Source organism: Sphingomonas sp. GC_Shp_5, from assembly GCF_026540855.1.
Classification (GTDB): Bacteria; Pseudomonadota; Alphaproteobacteria; order Sphingomonadales; family Sphingomonadaceae; genus Sphingomonas.
Genome location: NZ_JALNUP010000041.1, coordinates 1 through 15,149 on the forward strand (window position 1 = coordinate 1; position 15,149 = coordinate 15,149).

General features: G+C 68.6%; 22 protein-coding genes. 12 read left to right on the forward strand and 10 right to left on the reverse strand.

The genetic code is table 11. The annotated features are described in order from the left end of the window. Positions 1-571 (forward strand): TonB family protein (locus tag OXR60_RS18910; protein WP_267397567.1); only part of this gene is annotated, 571 nt, incomplete at its 5' end. On the opposite strand, the gene OXR60_RS18915 is transcribed toward OXR60_RS18910, so the two are convergent. The 7 genes from OXR60_RS18915 to OXR60_RS18945 form a co-directional block, all read right to left on the reverse strand. Further along, positions 561-1,616 (reverse strand): 5-(carboxyamino)imidazole ribonucleotide synthase, encoded by a 1,056-nt coding sequence (locus OXR60_RS18915; RefSeq protein WP_267397568.1) that lies wholly within the window; start codon positions 1,614-1,616, stop codon positions 561-563. The two genes, OXR60_RS18910 and OXR60_RS18915, sit on opposite strands and share 11 nt — an antisense overlap. Then, positions 1,616-2,074 (reverse strand): 5-(carboxyamino)imidazole ribonucleotide mutase, encoded by a 459-nt coding sequence (gene purE, locus OXR60_RS18920; protein WP_267397593.1) that lies wholly within the window; start codon positions 2,072-2,074, stop codon positions 1,616-1,618. The genes OXR60_RS18915 and purE overlap by 1 nt, the downstream gene beginning before the upstream one ends. Before the next feature lie 154 nt (positions 2,075-2,228). Continuing rightward, on the reverse strand, positions 2,229-2,894 hold the full coding sequence (locus tag OXR60_RS18925; RefSeq protein WP_267397569.1) for an HAD-IA family hydrolase: 666 nt from the start codon (positions 2,892-2,894) through the stop codon (positions 2,229-2,231). Then, positions 2,884-3,570, reverse strand: a complete 687-nt coding sequence (gpmA, locus tag OXR60_RS18930; RefSeq protein WP_267397571.1) for a 2,3-diphosphoglycerate-dependent phosphoglycerate mutase — start codon at positions 3,568-3,570, stop codon at positions 2,884-2,886. Before gpmA ends, OXR60_RS18925 begins: the two co-directional genes overlap by 11 nt. Before the next feature lie 187 nt (positions 3,571-3,757). Continuing rightward, the gene (locus OXR60_RS18935; protein ID WP_267397572.1) at positions 3,758-4,228 is read right to left on the reverse strand and encodes a GNAT family N-acetyltransferase; all 471 of its coding nucleotides are present in this window, start codon (positions 4,226-4,228) and stop codon (positions 3,758-3,760) included. Between the two features lie 2 nt (positions 4,229-4,230). Continuing rightward, entirely contained in the window at positions 4,231-5,340 is a 1,110-nt protein-coding gene (locus OXR60_RS18940) for a M14-type cytosolic carboxypeptidase (RefSeq protein WP_267397573.1), read from the reverse strand. 23 nt (positions 5,341-5,363) lie between these two features. Continuing rightward, positions 5,364-5,975, reverse strand: a complete 612-nt coding sequence (locus OXR60_RS18945) for a DUF4136 domain-containing protein (RefSeq protein WP_267397574.1) — start codon at positions 5,973-5,975, stop codon at positions 5,364-5,366. 149 nt (positions 5,976-6,124) lie between these two features. Here OXR60_RS18945 and ykgO point away from each other — a divergent pair, with 149 nt between their 5' ends. Together ykgO and OXR60_RS18955 are read left to right on the forward strand one after the other, a co-directional pair. Continuing rightward, on the forward strand, positions 6,125-6,250 hold the full coding sequence (ykgO, locus tag OXR60_RS18950; protein WP_003046794.1) for a type B 50S ribosomal protein L36: 126 nt from the start codon (positions 6,125-6,127) through the stop codon (positions 6,248-6,250). 6 nt (positions 6,251-6,256) lie between these two features. Continuing rightward, complete coding sequence (locus OXR60_RS18955; RefSeq protein ID WP_267397575.1) at positions 6,257-6,871, forward strand: HAD family phosphatase; 615 nt, start codon at positions 6,257-6,259, stop codon at positions 6,869-6,871. A gap of 32 nt (positions 6,872-6,903) precedes the next feature. On the opposite strand, the gene OXR60_RS18960 is transcribed toward OXR60_RS18955, so the two are convergent. Together OXR60_RS18960 and pyk are read right to left on the reverse strand one after the other, a co-directional pair. After that, positions 6,904-7,458 carry a DUF4337 family protein gene (locus tag OXR60_RS18960; protein WP_267397577.1) on the reverse strand — a complete coding sequence of 185 codons (555 nt, stop codon included), beginning with the start codon at positions 7,456-7,458 and terminating at the stop codon, positions 6,904-6,906. Between the two features lie 59 nt (positions 7,459-7,517). After that, the gene (gene pyk, locus OXR60_RS18965) at positions 7,518-8,972 is read right to left on the reverse strand and encodes a pyruvate kinase (RefSeq protein WP_267397579.1); all 1,455 of its coding nucleotides are present in this window, start codon (positions 8,970-8,972) and stop codon (positions 7,518-7,520) included. Positions 8,973-9,045: 73 nt separating this feature from the next. On the opposite strand from pyk, the gene OXR60_RS18970 reads away from it, so the two are divergent. The 3 genes from OXR60_RS18970 (at position 9,046) to OXR60_RS18980 (ending at position 10,141) form a co-directional block, all read left to right on the forward strand. After that, complete coding sequence (locus tag OXR60_RS18970) at positions 9,046-9,432, forward strand: DUF1244 domain-containing protein (RefSeq protein WP_267397581.1); 387 nt, start codon at positions 9,046-9,048, stop codon at positions 9,430-9,432. 141 nt (positions 9,433-9,573) lie between these two features. Continuing rightward, positions 9,574-9,816 carry a DUF2312 domain-containing protein gene (locus OXR60_RS18975; RefSeq protein ID WP_267397594.1) on the forward strand — a complete coding sequence of 81 codons (243 nt, stop codon included), beginning with the start codon at positions 9,574-9,576 and terminating at the stop codon, positions 9,814-9,816. A 46-nt stretch (positions 9,817-9,862) separates the two neighbouring features. After that, positions 9,863-10,141: a DUF1294 domain-containing protein gene (locus OXR60_RS18980; protein WP_267397584.1), complete on the forward strand. Its 279-nt coding sequence runs from the start codon at positions 9,863-9,865 to the stop codon at positions 10,139-10,141. 111 nt (positions 10,142-10,252) lie between these two features. On the opposite strand, the gene OXR60_RS18985 is transcribed toward OXR60_RS18980, so the two are convergent. After that, the gene (locus tag OXR60_RS18985) at positions 10,253-11,716 is read right to left on the reverse strand and encodes an ATP-binding protein (RefSeq protein ID WP_267397585.1); all 1,464 of its coding nucleotides are present in this window, start codon (positions 11,714-11,716) and stop codon (positions 10,253-10,255) included. 151 nt (positions 11,717-11,867) lie between these two features. Between OXR60_RS18985 and OXR60_RS18990 the strand changes: the two genes are divergently transcribed. The 6 genes from OXR60_RS18990 to ruvA form a co-directional block, all read left to right on the forward strand. Beyond that, positions 11,868-12,410: a DUF1003 domain-containing protein gene (locus tag OXR60_RS18990; protein ID WP_267397586.1), complete on the forward strand. Its 543-nt coding sequence runs from the start codon at positions 11,868-11,870 to the stop codon at positions 12,408-12,410. A 30-nt stretch (positions 12,411-12,440) separates the two neighbouring features. Next, the gene (locus OXR60_RS18995; RefSeq protein WP_267397588.1) at positions 12,441-13,184 is read left to right on the forward strand and encodes a YebC/PmpR family DNA-binding transcriptional regulator; all 744 of its coding nucleotides are present in this window, start codon (positions 12,441-12,443) and stop codon (positions 13,182-13,184) included. Between the two features lie 50 nt (positions 13,185-13,234). Beyond that, on the forward strand, positions 13,235-13,636 hold the full coding sequence (locus tag OXR60_RS19000; protein WP_267397590.1) for an endonuclease domain-containing protein: 402 nt from the start codon (positions 13,235-13,237) through the stop codon (positions 13,634-13,636). 1 nt (position 13,637) lies between these two features. Then, positions 13,638-14,141: a crossover junction endodeoxyribonuclease RuvC gene (gene ruvC, locus OXR60_RS19005; RefSeq protein ID WP_267397595.1), complete on the forward strand. Its 504-nt coding sequence runs from the start codon at positions 13,638-13,640 to the stop codon at positions 14,139-14,141. A gap of 90 nt (positions 14,142-14,231) precedes the next feature. Beyond that, the gene (locus OXR60_RS19010) at positions 14,232-14,654 is read left to right on the forward strand and encodes a hypothetical protein (protein ID WP_267397591.1); all 423 of its coding nucleotides are present in this window, start codon (positions 14,232-14,234) and stop codon (positions 14,652-14,654) included. A gap of 110 nt (positions 14,655-14,764) precedes the next feature. Continuing rightward, positions 14,765-15,149: Holliday junction branch migration protein RuvA (gene ruvA / locus OXR60_RS19015; protein ID WP_267397592.1), on the forward strand; the 385-nt coding region annotated here is incomplete at its 3' end.

The window sequence follows — 15,149 nt, forward strand, 5'->3', positions numbered from 1 at the left end:
GCCGCCGCCCGAACGGCCGCGCCCGGTGGCGGCGCGACCGGTGGGCGGGTCGCCGCCGCGGGCGACCGCGCCGCCGCCGCCGATCATGGACAGCACGCCGACCATTGCCGCGCCGGCGCTGGCGCTGTCATCGCAGATCGAGGCGCCGCCCGCGCCGGCGATCGGCCCTGCGCAGGGCCTGGCCGCACGCGACGGCCAGGGCAGCGGCCGCGGCGTCGGCGACGGCATGGGCGATGGCGACGGCACCGGCGGGCGCGGGCCGACCTATGGCGCGGCGGCGTGGATCGTGAAGCCGAACGACCAGGAGATGGCGCCGTTCTGGCCGCTGTCAGCCAAGGCCAACCGGAAATCGGGGCTGGTGATGCTCGAATGCAAGGTGCCGCGGCCCGGCCCGCCCAAGCGCTGCCGGATCGCCAGCGAGGTGCCGCGCCACTACGGCTTTGGCGCCGCCGCGTTGGCGATGTCTCGCCTGTTCAGGATCAGGCCGGTGACCCGCGACACGGCAACGCTCGACCTGCCGGTTATCGTGCCGGTCGTGTTCGATGCGCGCAAGCTCGCGGTCAGCGAGTGACGCGGGTGACGTGACCCATCTTGCGGCCGGGGCGGGCGGCGGCCTTGCCGTAGAGGTGGAGGTGGGCGCCGGGCTCGGCGAGCGCGGGGACCCAGGGATCGTCGCCGATCAGATTCTCGAGCTCGACCTGCGCGCCGGTGCGCGCGGTGGCGCCGAGCGGCAGGCCGCAGATCGCGCGGATGTGGTTCTCGAACTGCGAGGTCTCGGCGCCCTCGATGGTCCAGTGGCCCGAATTGTGGACACGCGGCGCCATCTCGTTGAACACCGGGCCGTCGGTGCCGACGAAGAACTCGCAGGCGAGCACGCCGACATAGTCGAGCTCGGCCGCAATGCGGCAGGCGAGCGCGGTCGCGTCGGCGGCCTGGGCGAGGATCTCGGGCGGCGCGGGGACGGTGGAGGTGCGCAGGATCGCGTCGCGGTGGACGTTGTGCGGCGGATCGTAGCGGACGGTGGCGCCATCCTGGCCGCGCGCGATCAGGATCGAGAATTCATGGTCGAACTGGACGAACGCCTCTAGCACCGCGGGGCCGCCGATCGCCGCCCACGCGACGTCGGCATCGGCGGGCGCGTGGAGCCGCGCCTGGCCCTTGCCGTCATAGCCGAAGCGGGTCGTCTTGAGCACCGCCGGGGTGCCGACATGGGCGATCGCTGCGTCGAGGCCGGCGCGGCTGTCGACCGCCGCCCAGCGCGCCGGGGCGCCGCCGACCTGCTCGACGAAGCGCTTCTCGGCGATCCGCTCCTGCGCGACGGCGAGCGCACGCGGATTGGGGAAGACGGGAACGCGGGTCGCCAGCCATTCGACGGGCGCGAGCGCGATATTCTCGAATTCGTAGGTGACGACATCGCAGGCCGCGGCGAAGGCGGCGAGCGCGTCATGGTCGTCATAGGCGGCGCGGGTGATCGCCGAGGCGGTCTGCGCGGCGACGCTCTCTGCATCGGGCGCGAAAATGTGGGTGCGGTAGCCGAGTTGCGCCGCGGCGACCGCGAGCATCCGCCCGAGCTGGCCTCCGCCGAGGATGCCGATGGTCGCGCCGGGCTGAAGCATCAGGCTGCGGGGTCGGTGGCGACGGCGTCGGTCTGCGCGGCGCGCCAGGCCTGGAGGCGGGTGGAGAGCGCGTCGTCGCCAGTGGCGAGGATCGCGGCGGCGAGCAGCCCGGCGTTGATCGCGCCGGGCTTGCCGATCGCGAGCGTGCCGACCGGAATGCCGCCGGGCATCTGCACGATCGAGAGCAGGCTATCCATGCCTTTCAGCGCCTTGGATTCGACCGGCACGCCGAGCACGGGAAGATGGGTCATCGACGCCGCCATACCGGGCAGGTGCGCCGCGCCGCCGGCACCGGCGATGATCACCTTGAGGCCGCGATCCGCGGCGCCGGTGGCGTAATCGTAGAGGCGCTGCGGGGTGCGGTGTGCCGAGACGACGCGGGTCTCATGTGCGACGCCGAGCGCGTCGAGCGTCTCGGCGGCGTGGTGCATCGTCTCCCAATCGGAGGTCGAACCCATGATGATGCCGACCAAGGGGTCTGCCACCCGCCAACCTCCGCTTGCGAAAAGAGCGGGCTGCGTAGCGTGAGGGGCCAGAGAGGGCAAGGCGGCGAGGCACGGCTTTCGCCGCTCTTGGTCATCCCGGGTTCAAGCCCGGGATGACGGGGGCCGCTTAGCCGAGGTGAAGGCGGCCATCGCCGTCGACGGTGACCGTCAGGTCGCCATAGCCTTCGGTGGTGGGGTGGGTGCCCGCATAGGGATGGCTGTGGGTGGCGGTGATCACCATCACCGCGGCGCCGGCGGCTTCGGCGGCGGCGATGCCGGCGGGCGCGTCTTCCCACACCAGGCAGTCGTGCGGATCGACCTCAAGCGCGCGGGCCGCGGCGAGGAAGCAATCGGGCGCGGGCTTGCCGTGCTCGACATCGTCGGCGGTGATTAGCACCGGCGGCGGCGGCAGGCCGGCGATCTCAAGGCGGCGCAGCGCGAGGCGGCGGGGCGCGGAGGTGACGATCGCCCAGCTGCCGACCGGCAGCGCGGCAAGGAAGTCGACGGCGCCGCTGATCGGCACGATACCGTCGACATCGTCCATTTCGGCCTGCGTCAGCTGATCGGCCTCCCCCTGGGCGTCGATGCCCGCAGGGCCAAAGCGGCGGATCGTCTCCACCGCGCGCACTCCGTGCATCTGCGCGAGCACCGTCTCGGCATCGAGCCCATGGCCCTCCGCCCAGCCGCGCCAAGCGCGGATGGCGGAGGCGATGCTGTCGATCAGCGTGCCGTCCATGTCGAACAGGAAGGCGGCGAAGCTGCGCCCCGCATAGGGCAAGGGCTCAGCGCTCACTGAGATAATAGCGGTCGGTCGCGGCGAGCTGGTCGTCGAGCTGGTAGACGATCGGCTGGCCGGTGGGGATTTCGAGGCCGGTGATCTCGTCGTCGGGGATGTTGGACAGATGCTTGACCAGCGCGCGCAGCGAATTGCCGTGCGCGGAGATCAGCACGCGCTGGCCGTCCTTGAGCGCGGGCGCGATGCGCTGCTCCCAATAGGGCAGGACCCGGGCGATGGTGTCCTTGAGGCTCTCGGTCTGCGGGATGGCGATGCCAGCGTAGCGACGGTCCTTGGCGAGATCATATTCGCTTCCGGCTTCGAGCACCGGCGGCGGCACATCGAAGCTGCGGCGCCAGACATGGACCTGCTCGTCGCCATGCTTGGCTGCGGTTTCGGCTTTGTTGAGCCCGGTGAGGCCGCCGTAATGACGCTCGTTGAGGCGCCAGTCCTTCTCCACCGGCAGCCACAGCCGGCCCATCGCCTCGAGCGCCAAATCGAGCGTCTTGATCGCGCGGGTCTGCAGCGAGGTGAAGGTCATGTCGAAGTCGAGGCCCTTGGCGGCCATCAGCTCGCCCGCGGCGCGCGCCTCGGCAGCGCCCTGCTCGGTGACGTCAACATCCCACCAGCCGGTGAAGCGGTTTTCCAAATTCCAGGAGGACTGGCCGTGGCGGATCAGGACGAGGGTGGGCATGGGGCGGGCTCCTAAAAGTTCGATGCGCAGATAGCCGGCGGTGACGCGGGGGTCGATGCGAGTTCTTCTTGCCCCGTTCGCCCTGAGCCTGTCGAAGGGCAATGGGTCTCATCGTGCTTCGACAGGCTCAGCACGAACGGGGAGAGGGGGCGTATGACGCCACGCCGTTGCCCGCCGATCCGGTCGATCAAGCCGGCTGCTCTTGAAGGACGAGAGTCATGAAACGGTTGTGTTCGCTCGCCGGATAGCCGCCGAACACCGGCCCGTCGACAAAGCCGGCGCGCTCATAGAGCGCGTTGGCGGGCGCGAACGCCGGCGCCGTGCCGGTTTCGAGGCTGAGCCGGGTGTAGCCGCGACCGCGGGCGGTGGCGACGATGTGGCCGAGCAGCGCGCTGGCGACGCCGCGGCGCAGGTGGTCGGGGTGGACACGCATCGATTTCACCTCGCCATGACCCGGCTCCAGTTCCTTCAGCGCGGCCATGCCGAGCAAGGTGTCACCGTCCCATGCCGACCAGAAGCGAATCGCGAGGTGGCGCAGGGCGTCAATGTCGAGCGCATGGGCGTTGGCGACCGGGGTGTTGGCATTGGCCTCGCGGACGTGGAAGCGCAGCAGCTCGATCACTGCGGGGTGATCGAGCCCGCCCTCGCGCAGCTCCACGCTCAGATCTCGTCGATCATGGCAGCGAGCGTCTCCAGGCAGGAGACGGCCAGCTGCCTCGAGCGCTGGCCCGACCAGCCGAACTCGGGGTCGGGGTTGGTGTCATGGTCCTTGAACGGCATCTCCAGCGTCACCGACACCGCGCCGAAGCGCTGGGCGAGCTGGTTGGTCGACATGGAAAGATTGGCCTGGCCGGCGCCCGCTTTGGGATAGCCGCGTTCGGTCTGGAAATCGGGGGTATGGGCGGCAAGGCGGCGGCCGAATTCATAGAATTTGGCGCCATGCTCTTCCGTCCAGTTGGGGATGCCCTCGAAGCCGGCGATGAAATTGGCGGGGATCGCCTCGTCGCCATGGACGTCGATCGCAAAGGCAACGCCGGTTTCGTCCATCGCATCGCGCACACAGAGCACCTCGGGACTGCGCTCGAGGCTCGGCGCGTGCCATTCGCGGTTGAGGTTCACCCCCGCGGCATTGGTGCGCAGATGGCCGCGGCGGGTGCCGTCGGGGTTCATGTTGGGGACGACATGGACGGTCGCCTTGGCGAGCAGATCGGCGGCGGCGGGGGTGGTCAGCCAGTCGAGCGCGCCCTCCATCCAATATTCGGTCATCGATTCGCCGGGATGCTGACGCGCATAGAGCCACACCGGCTTGGCGCCGCTGCCGATACGGAAATAGTCGATCGGCTGGCCATCAAGGCTGGTGCCGAGCTGGCGATGGGTGACGCCGGCCTTGAGCGCGGTGCGCGCGACCAGCGCCTCGTGCATCTCCATCGTATAGGGCGCGAAATAGGCGAACCAGGCGAGCTCGCCATCGAGCTGGTAATCGAACGAGAGCACGCCATTCTCGTAGCGAGTATCGATCATCCGCCAGGCGAGGCGATCGGTGCTGGCGCGGGTCTGGTAGCCCGGCCAGCCGAACGGATAGGCCGACTTGCCGGCGTTGACGATGCGGAACTGCAGGCGCCGGCCGCGCGCGCCCGCGACCCGGAACGAGAACCATTGGAAAAAGTCCGACTGGTGATCGGCGACGATCTCCAGGTCGACGCGGTCGCCGTCGATGGCGACCACGCGGATGTTGCCGCCGTCGAACGCGGCGTTGATGGCGATGGTCATGGTTCTCGCTTTCGGGGAGCTGGTCAGCGTACCGAGATAGTGCGGCCCGACTGGCCGGGGAACCCCGTGAACAGCGCGCGGGCGAGGCGGCCGGCCTGTTCGTCGGCGGCCTTGATGTCGCTGATGCCCTGGGCATGGCCTTCCCAGACCGGCGACTGATCCACCCGGCGCTTGATCGTCACCGCGAGCTCGGCGACCAGCACGGTGGTGCTGCGGCTCTTGCCGATCGGGAAGCCGACGCCGCCGCCAAGCCCGATGCCGCTGCCACCCCGGCGCCCGCCACCGCCGCTGAACCCGCCGGCACCGAGGCCGACGCTGAACGGCGACTGGCGCGGCGGGCCGGCCTGTTCGGTGCGGGTGAAGGCGACGGTGGCGATGAATCCGGGCTGCGCTCCCTGCGGGACCGCGGCATAGCCGTTGCGGTACAGTTCGCCCTCGACCGCGGCGGCATAGGTCTTGAACTCTAGGCTGGCGGGCGCGCCGCCGGTGAGCGGCTGGACGCTGACGGTGCCGCGCGCGATCGGCTCGCCGAGATGGTAGCGGATCACCTCGGCCGGCGGCAGCGAGGCGGTGGTGGTGCAGCCGGCGAGCAGCGCGGCGGCGGCGCCCAGGGCGAGGAGCGGGCGGATGGTCATGGCGGCGGTACCCTTGTAAGCGTGGGACGAGTCATCGTTGCGATAGGGAAACGCTCTAACGCGGCGAGCGTTGCTTGACTATTGCAGGGCCGATCACTAGGCGATCGCGCTTTCCGAACACCATCATTTTGCAAAGAAGCGAATCGATCATGAAGATCCGCAATTCCCTGAAGTCGCTCAAGGATCGCCACCGGGACAACCGCGTGATCCGCCGCCGCGGCCGCACTTACGTGATCAACAAGACCAACCGCCGCTTCAAGGCGCGCCAGGGCTGAGCCATTTTGGCTAAGCCCACGGCCGTCATCTTCGATGTCGGCCGGGTCTTGTACGATTGGGATCCGCGGATCCTCTACAGGCGCCTGATCGACGACGATCGGGCGCTTGACGCGTTCCTGCGCGACGTCGTTACCCATGAGTGGCACTTCCAGCATGATGCGGGCCGCGACTTCGCCGATACCTCGGCGGAGCTGATCGCGCTGCACCCGCAGCACGAGACGCTGATCCGCGCCTGGGGCCCACGGTTCCTGGAGAGCATCGGCGCGCCGATTGCGGGCATGGACGCGCTGGTCGGCGAGCTCGATGCGGCGGGCGTGCCGCTGTTCGCGATCACCAACTTCAGCCATGAATTCTGGCCGCCGTTCCGCGCCCGCGAGGCGGCGATGTTCGATCGCTTTCGCGACGTGGTGGTCTCCGGGGCCGAGAAACTGGTGAAGCCCGATGCGGCGATCTACCGGCTGGCGCTGGAGCGGTTCGGGCTCGAGGCGGCCGACACGGTGTTCATCGACGATAATGAGGCAAACATCGCCGGCGCCCGGGCGGTGGGGCTGATCGCGCTGCATTTTACCGACGAGCCGACGCTGCGCGCCGCGCTAACCGAGCTGGGGCTGCTCGCCTAGCGCCGCCGGTGCTGCTGCCGTCGCGGCGGCACTCAGCCGAGGAAATTGCTGAGCACGTCGGGGTGGAAGCCCCAGCCGGCAAAGCCGCAGATGCCGAAGAACAGCCCGAAGCCGCCGAACGCCCAGGCCGCGGCGAGCAGCCAACCGCTCTCCACCAGCGCCGCCACCGCCGCCAGCGATACCGCGGTGGAGATCAGCGCGTCGCTGGCGTCGAACTGGTCGTCATGGATGTTGAGCGCATCGTAGAGCGCGCTCGACGCCTTGGCCTGGGCGGCGAAACCGGGCGCCTCGCTCTTGTAGCGGGCAATGTCGGCGGCGAAGCCGGCGAGCGCCGGGGCGGCCGCCTCGCCGGTCGCGGTGGCGGCGAGCTGGGTCCGCGCGACCTCGGTGATGCGGATCTTGGTCCGCGTCGCCTGATATTCGTTCCACTGGTCGACCGAATCGGACTGCGCCTGCTGCATCGCCTGGACGATGTTGCCGTCCTTGATGTTGGACAGGCCCATGAACACCGACAGCACGACGACGGTGATGGCGATGCTGCGGTTGAGGCGCTTGTCCTTGGCCTCGGCGCTGACTTCGAGTTCCATGGCCGGCGCTCTGCGGCGAACGCCGGCCGGGAGCCAGTGAAATCAGCGTCATTCGCGCGTCAGCTATAGTCCTTCAGCTCGTCGCCGATGATGCGCACGACGTGGAGGACGTTGGTGGAGCCGGGGGTGCGGAACGGCACGCCGGCCATCACGATCACCCGGTCGCCGGCCTTGGCGATGCCGGTGCGCAGCGCCATGCGCTTGGCCTTGCCGACCATGTCCTCGAACGATTCGACGTCGCGGGTGAACACCGCATGGGTGCCCCACAGCAGGCCGAGCCGGCGCGCGGTGTCCTTGCTGGGCGTGAGCACCAGGATCGGCACCGGCGGACGCTCGCGCGCAACGCGGCGGGCGGTGGACCCTGAGGTGGTGAAGCAGATGATCGCGGTCGCCGAGGTTGTCCTGGCGATCGACTTGGCCGCCTCGGCGATCGCGTCGGCGGTGGTGGGATCGGGGCGGGTGACGGTGAAGTGGATGCGGTCGCCGTGCATCGGATCGCCCTCCACCGAGACGCCGATCGCGTTCATCATCGACACCGCCTCGACCGGCCAGTCGCCCGCGGCGCTTTCCGCCGAAAGCATGATCGCATCGGCGCCGTCGTAGATCGCGGTGGCGACGTCCGACACCTCGGCGCGGGTCGGCGATGGGCTGGTGATCATCGATTCGAGCATTTGCGTCGCCACCACCACCGGGCGGCCGAGACGGCGCGAGGTCTCGACGATGCGCTTCTGCAGCGGCGGCACCATCTGCGGCGGCATCTCGACGCCGAGATCGCCGCGCGCGACCATCACGCCGTCGCACATCTCGACGATTTCCTCCAAGCGGTCGATCGCGGCGGGCTTCTCGATCTTGGCGAGCAAGGCGGCCTTGCCGCCGATCAGCTTGCGCGCCTCGGCAAGATCCTCGGGGCGCTGGACGAACGACAGCGCGATCCAGTCGACGCCCTGCTCGATCGCCCAGGAGAGATCGCTGCGGTCCTTCTCGGTGAGCGCGGCCATTGGCAGCACCACATCGGGAACGTTGAGGCCCTTGTTGTTCGACAGCGGACCGCCGACCTCGATATTGCACTCGATCCGGTCGGGGCCATGATCGGTGACGCGCAGCACGAGCTTGCCGTCATCGAGCAGCAGCCGCGCGCCGGGCTCGATCGCCTCGAAGATCTCGCGGTGCGGCAGCTCGACGCGGGTGGCGTCACCCGGGGTGGGGTCACGGTCGAGCACGAAGGTGCCGCCATGGGGGAGGACGACCTTGCCGTCCTTGAACTTGCCGACGCGCAGCTTGGGGCCCTGCAGATCGGCAAGGATGGTGGTGGGGCGCTCGAACTTCTCCTCGAGCGCGCGGATCGCCTGGATCACCGCGACCTTGGACTGCTGATCGCCGTGACTCATGTTGACGCGGAAGGCGTCGGCCCCGGCCTGGAACAGGGTTGCGATCATCTCAGGGGAATTGCTCGCCGGGCCGAGCGTCGCGAGCACGCGCACTTTTCGGGGGCGGGGCGCGATGGCAGTGGTCATGAACGAGGCTCCTGGGGAATGGCCGGCTGCCCCTCTAGCCGCTATCGGTCGAGGATCAACCTTGGGAAACGACATGACCGACAAACTCGACCAGCTCGATGATGCGGTGGCGGCAGCGGCGTTCCGCCGGCTGGTCCGCCACCTGCGCCATCGCACCGACGCGCAGAACATCGATCTGATGGGCCTATCCGGCTTCTGCCGCAACTGCCTTGCCGACTGGATCGAGGAAGCCGGGCACCTCGACAAGGCCGAGGCGCGCGAGACGATCTACGGCATGCCCCAGGCCGAGTGGAAGGCGCGCTACCAGAGCGAGGCCACCCCCGCGCAGATCGCGCGGATGGAGGAGAGCATGACGAAGAACGCGCCCGCGAGCGATGCGGAGGACGCGCTCGACGAGGCGCTCGACGAGAGTTTCCCGGCGAGCGATCCGCCATCGATGACCGATCCCGCGCGGGGTTGAGCCAACGCGGTTAACGCCCTAGACGCGCCCTCCTACCGGTGTCGGGCGGCGCGTCCGGCCGGTGTTCACATCATCACATAAGGGGCCGCGCGAGGTTTGCGCGGTGGCGGGAAACACATGGCAGACGACCGGCAAGAAGGCATGGGTGGCGGGCACGTCGCGGCGGATGAGCTGCGGCTGCTGATCGAGCGCGCCGAGCGGCTCGAAGAGGAAAAGAAGGGCATCACCGACGACATCAAGGACGTGATGGCCGAGGCCAAGGGCCGCGGCTACGACCCCAAGGCGATCCGCAAGATCCTCTCGATCCGCAAGAAGAAGAAGGAAGAGTATCAGGAGGAGGAAGCGATCCTCGAGGTGTATATGCAGGCGCTGGGGATGATCTGATCCAGGGCGGCAACGCTTTGGCAAGCTGCAGGGGCGATGATGCGGCATGATGATCGCCATTCCCCTGCTGCTGGCCCTCGTTGCGATCAACCTGCTGACGGTGCTGACCTTCGCCCATGACAAGGGCGCCGCGATCCGCGGCGAACGGCGGATCCACGAATCAACGCTGCTGAGGCTTGCCGCGATCGGCGGCTCGCCAGGCGCCTTGTGGGCGCGCCAGCGCTATCGCCACAAGACCCGCAAGCAGCCGTTCGCCACCTACCTCGACCTGATCGCGATGGTGCATGCCGGGCTGGCGGTGGGGCTGGCAACGTTGCTGATCTGAGCGACAGCCGACCATCGCCGTTCGCCTGCCACACAGCGAACGGCATGAGTCGCAGGTGCTTCGCCAAGCTCAGCACGAACGGGGCCAATTAGGCCCACGCTCGTCAGCGGCCTAGGCCGCCTCCGCCGCCGCGGTGCTCCAGCCCAGCCGCGGGATGGTGATCGAGCGCTTGCCCGACAGATCGGTACGGCAGACGAACAGCTCGCGGCTCTCAATATAGGTGACGAGTCGGCGGACGCGGCCCAATGAGCTGGTGCCGTAGGTGGTCGCGAGCGATTCGTCGGACGGGCAGGGCTCCCCGTCCTTGGCGGCGCGTGCGACCAGCAGGAACGGCCCGATCATGTCGTCGGGCAGCGTCGCCGCCAGTTCCATCGCCCCGGCCCATTGCTCGTCAGTGACATCGAAGATGCCGGCGCGCGCCGCCGACAGCCGGCGGGTGAAGCCGGGCAGGTCGAGCGGCGGGCGGGCGAGCCCGGCCATGCGGCAGCGGACCTGGAAATCCTGGAACAGCACCGACGGCGGGCGCAGCGCCGAATCGGCATCGGCGACGATCGCCTCGAGCACGCCCGCATAGATCGTCTCCACCTCGTCGTCCGACTTGTCGGGGAGCGGCGCGAGCGTCGCCGGCGGGGCGGGGCGCTCGATGGTGTCGATCAGCTCCTCGGCCGGCACCCGGCGCGGGCGCGAATCGAACGCCATCGGCAGCTGCGGCGCGGTTTCGGGCGGCGGCGCGAAGATCAGCTCCTGGAGGTTTTCCGCCGGCGCCGAGGGCAGCGGCGTGAGCTTGGGGCTGCCGCTGCGCGCCGAGGTATCGACCTGGCCGATCTTCACCGTGATCGGCCGGCGCGACACCGCGGGGCCGAGCGCGAGGAAGGTGCCGCGGGCGAGATCGCGGATCTGCTCGGCCTGGCGGCGCTCCATGCCGAGCAGGTCGGCGGCGCGGGCCATGTCGATGTCCAGAAACGTCCGGCCCATCAGGAAGTTGGACGCCTCGGCGGCGACATTCTTGGCGAGCTTGGCGAGCCGCTGGGTAGCGATCACCCCGGCGAGCCCGCGCTTGCGGCCGCGGCACATGAGGTTGGTCATCGCCGACAGCGAGGCGCGGCGGACGTCTTCCGCCACCTCGCCGCCGGTGGTGGGGGCGAACAGCTGCGCCTCGTCGACAACGACCAGCGCCGGATACCAATGTTCGCGCGGGGCGTCGAACAGCGCCGAGAGGAAGGCCGCGGCGCAGCGCATCTGGCCCTCGGCCTCGAGGCCTTCGAGGCTGAGCACCACCGAGGCGCGATGCTCGCGCAGCCGCGCCGCAATGCGCGCGATCTCGCGCTCGGCATAATCGGCGGCCTCGATCACGACATGGCCATAGGCCGGCCCCAGCGTGACGAAATCGCCCTCGGGATCGATCACCACCTGTTGAACCTGGCCGGCCGAGCGTTCGAGCAGGCGGCGCAGCAGGTGCGACTTTCCCGAGCCCGAATTGCCCTGGACGAGCAGCCGGGTGGCGAGCAGTTCTTCGAGGTCCATGGTCACGGGCGCGCCGCGTTCGTCGCTGCCCATGTCTACGCTGACGGTCATTGGCGCCCGTGTGGCCGATCGTACCGGGGTGGGGCAAGCGCTTTGCGTCCAGCGGCCCGGCAGCGGTTGGCGAAGCACGGCAGGGGCGCTACGGGCGCGCCGGCGCACCGCCCGGCGGCCGGCGCTCAAGGATCAAGCCGAAGGACCATCGATGGCGCAGCGCATTCCGATCGCCGATCTTGCCCAGCGCCTGCTGCGCAAGCCCGCTACGGCGCTCGACCCCGAAGAGCGGCGGGTGCTCGACAGCTTCGACACCGGCAGCATCGTCAGCCGTGACGCCGCGGATGAGGCCGATGCCCGCTCTAGCGTGGCCGACCGACTGGCGGATCGAGTCGCCGCAGTCGGCGGGTCGTGGAGCTTCATCATCGGGTTCACGGTGGTGCTGTTCGGCTGGATGCTGCTCAACTCGGACGTCCTCACCCGGTTCGGCTGGGCGTTCGATCCCTATCCGTACATCTTCCTCAACCTGATGCTGTCGACGCTGGCCGCGATCCAGGCGCCGGTGATCATGATGAGCCAGAACCGCCAGGCGGCGAAGGACCGGCTGGCGGCAAGCCTGGATTACGAGACCAATTTGCGCGCCGAGCTGGACATCCTGCGCCTGCACGAAAAGCTCGATGCGCTGGTGATCGACCGGCTCGCGGCGCTCGAAGCCAAAATCGACGGGTTGGCGAACCACGCGCCCGCGGCCTAAAGGCTGGTCAATTATACGCTAGAGGCAGTCATGGCAGGCCATTCCAAGTTCAAGAACATCATGCACCGCAAGGGCGCGCAGGATAAGAAGCGCTCGAGCATGTTTTCCAAGCTCAGCCGCGAAATCACCGTGGCGGCGAAGATGGGGCTCCCCGATCCCGACATGAACCCGCGGCTGCGCGCCGCGATCAACGCCGCCAAGGCGCAGTCGGTGCCCAAGGACAACATCCAGCGCTCGATCGACAAGGCCGCCAAGGGCGACACCGAGAATTACGAGGAAATCCGCTACGAGGGCTTCGGCCCGGGCGGGGTATCGCTGATCATCGAGGCGCTGACCGACAACCGCAACCGCACCGCCACCAACGTTCGCACCGCGGTGGCCAAGAACGGCGGCAACCTCGGCGCCGGTGGCTCGGTGAGCCATGCGTTCGACCGGGTCGGGCTGATCAACTATCCGGCGAGCGCGGGCGATGCCGAGACGGTGTTCGAGGCGGCGCTCGAGGCGGGCGCCGAGGACGTCACCTCGTCGGAGGACGGCCACGAGATCTGGACCGCAGTCGGCGATCTGCACGGCGTCACCAAGGCGCTGGAATCGGTGCTCGGCGAACCCGAGGGCGCCAAGCTTGCCTGGCGGCCGCAGACCATGGTCGCGGTGGACGAGGCCGATGCGGCGACGCTGTTCAAGCTGATCGACACGCTGGACGACGACGACGACGTCCAGACGGTTTGGGGCAATTACGAGGTCTCCGACGAGGTGATGGAGAAGCTGGGGTGACATGTTAAACCTTGCCCCCTCCCCTTCAGGGGAGGGGTTGGGGTGGGGTAGTGATCACCGAACGCGAACTTCTCGAACGAGCCCGTCAGTTGCGCCGCAATCCTACCGAGTGTGAGGTGCGCGTGTGGCGTCAGCTCTCCAATTCGCAAACAGGCTTCAAATTCCGACGGCAGGCCGTGATCTTCCCATATATCTGCGACTTCTTGTGCCCGGCAAAGGCGATGATCGTCGAGATCGATGGTGACACTCACGACCGTATTTATGACGAGAGGCGCGACGCTTACCTTGAAAGTCGAGGCTATAAGGTGATGAGATTTGCCAACGGCGACGTGCGCGACACTCTGGAAGGCGTGATGCAGGTGATCGTTGCTGCCTGCCGAGAGCGGCCTAACCGTTGGCCGGGCGAGCCCCACCCCAACCCCTCCCCTGAAGGGGAGGGGCTTGAGGCATGACATGATCATCCTCGGCCTCGATCCGGGGCTCGGCACCACGGGGTGGGGCGTGATCCGCGCCGATGGCAATCGGCTGAGCCATGTCGCCAATGGTCAGATCAAGACCGATCCGTCGATGCCATTGCCGCGGCGCCTGTCGAACCTATTCGAGGCGCTGGGCGAGGTGATCCGCGCCGAGCGGCCGGACAGTGCGGCCGCCGAGGAGGTGCTCGGCAACACCAACGCGCAATCGACCCTGAAGCTCGGCCAGGCGCGCGGGGTGGTGCTGCTCGCCGCCGCCACCGCCGGGCTGCTGATCGGCGAATATCATCCCTCCACCGTCAAGAAGGCGGTGGTCGGCACCGGCGGCGCCGAGAAGCGGCAGATCCAGGCGATGATGGCGGTGCTGTTGCCCGGCGCCAAGCTCGCCGGTCCCGATGCCGCCGATGCGCTCGCGGTGGCGATCACCCACGCCCATCATCTCGCCAGCGCGCGGGCGCAGGCGCGGCGCATCGGCGGCGCCTGATCCGCTGCCAAAGTGATTGCGACCTAGCCCGATCGCGCCTGTTTCGGGTTAAAAAACAATTGTTAAGTGTGTCAGCCCGACTGACGCTTCATGTTCATGGTCAAAGCCTTTCCTGCCGATGCGCGCGTGCTGATCGTCGGCCGAGGGACGTGGGACGTTGCCGAGGCGCTCCGGTTCAAGGCGGAGGTGGCGGCCGTGCTTACCCATTGCGGCCGCACCTGCGGGGCGGTGCGGATGCTGGCGGATCTCACCGAGCATCACCTGCAATGTTCGCGCGTCTCCGAGGTCAACGCCGAGACCGCGCAGATCATCAAGGATGCCAGGATAGAGCGCTACGCGCTGGCGGTGCCCGGCGCGCTGCTGCGGCTGCAGGCGCGGCGGCTGCTGTGCGGCGTCAACTTCAGCATGTTCGCCAATCGCGAGGATGCCGCCGCATGGCTCGACTGGCCGCTGGACGATCTCGCCCGTGACCTCCAAGCCAGTCGTGGCGACAGGTTGCACGACGCGGCGTGATCACGTCGCGGGTGACATCGCCGCGATCTTGAGCGCCGCTTCTGAGCGGGCTGCATCCGCCCTCTGCCGCGCATGATGACGCGGCCACGGCTTTGTTCTACCGCGGCGCCATGATCGCACATCTGAAGGGACGCCTGGAGGCGACCGGCCTCGACCATGCCGTGATCGACGTCGGCGGGGTCGGCTATCTGGTCGGCGCGTCGGCGCGGACGCTGTCGGCGATCGGGCCGGTGGGGGAGGCGGCGACCCTGTTCACCGAGATGCTGGTCGCCGAGGATTCGATCCGGCTGGTCGGCTTTGCGCGGATCGACGAGCGCGACTGGTTCCGGTTGCTCACCGGCGTCCAGGGCGTCGGCGCGCGGGTGGCGCTGGCGATCCTGTCGGCGCTCGACACCGCGGAGATCAGCCGTGCGATCGCGGCGCAGGACAAGACGATGATCGCGCGCGCCAACGGCGTCGGCCCCAAGCTCGCCGAGCGGATCGTCCGCGAGCTCA

What these genes read in the sequence shown, in the direction of transcription:
- OXR60_RS18915 (WP_267397568.1), bottom strand. Translation starts at nt 1,616, where the DNA reads ATGCTTCAGCCCGGCGCGACCATCGGCATCCTCGGCGGAGGCCAGCTC.
- purE (WP_267397593.1), bottom strand. Translation starts at nt 2,074, where the DNA reads ATGGGTTCGACCTCCGATTGGGAGACGATGCACCACGCCGCCGAGACG.
- gpmA (WP_267397571.1), bottom strand. Translation starts at nt 3,570, where the DNA reads ATGCCCACCCTCGTCCTGATCCGCCACGGCCAGTCCTCCTGGAATTTG.
- OXR60_RS18940 (WP_267397573.1), bottom strand. Translation starts at nt 5,340, where the DNA reads ATGACCATCGCCATCAACGCCGCGTTCGACGGCGGCAACATCCGCGTG.
- OXR60_RS18945 (WP_267397574.1), bottom strand. Translation starts at nt 5,975, where the DNA reads ATGACCATCCGCCCGCTCCTCGCCCTGGGCGCCGCCGCCGCGCTGCTC.
- ykgO (WP_003046794.1), top strand. Translation starts at nt 6,125, where the DNA reads ATGAAGATCCGCAATTCCCTGAAGTCGCTCAAGGATCGCCACCGGGAC.
- OXR60_RS18960 (WP_267397577.1), bottom strand. Translation starts at nt 7,458, where the DNA reads ATGGAACTCGAAGTCAGCGCCGAGGCCAAGGACAAGCGCCTCAACCGC.
- pyk (WP_267397579.1), bottom strand. Translation starts at nt 8,972, where the DNA reads ATGACCACTGCCATCGCGCCCCGCCCCCGAAAAGTGCGCGTGCTCGCG.
- OXR60_RS18970 (WP_267397581.1), top strand. Translation starts at nt 9,046, where the DNA reads ATGACCGACAAACTCGACCAGCTCGATGATGCGGTGGCGGCAGCGGCG.
- OXR60_RS18975 (WP_267397594.1), top strand. Translation starts at nt 9,574, where the DNA reads ATGGGTGGCGGGCACGTCGCGGCGGATGAGCTGCGGCTGCTGATCGAG.
- OXR60_RS18980 (WP_267397584.1), top strand. Translation starts at nt 9,863, where the DNA reads ATGATGATCGCCATTCCCCTGCTGCTGGCCCTCGTTGCGATCAACCTG.
- OXR60_RS18985 (WP_267397585.1), bottom strand. Translation starts at nt 11,716, where the DNA reads ATGACCGTCAGCGTAGACATGGGCAGCGACGAACGCGGCGCGCCCGTG.
- OXR60_RS18990 (WP_267397586.1), top strand. Translation starts at nt 11,868, where the DNA reads ATGGCGCAGCGCATTCCGATCGCCGATCTTGCCCAGCGCCTGCTGCGC.
- OXR60_RS18995 (WP_267397588.1), top strand. Translation starts at nt 12,441, where the DNA reads ATGGCAGGCCATTCCAAGTTCAAGAACATCATGCACCGCAAGGGCGCG.
- ruvC (WP_267397595.1), top strand. Translation starts at nt 13,638, where the DNA reads ATGATCATCCTCGGCCTCGATCCGGGGCTCGGCACCACGGGGTGGGGC.
- OXR60_RS19010 (WP_267397591.1), top strand. Translation starts at nt 14,232, where the DNA reads ATGTTCATGGTCAAAGCCTTTCCTGCCGATGCGCGCGTGCTGATCGTC.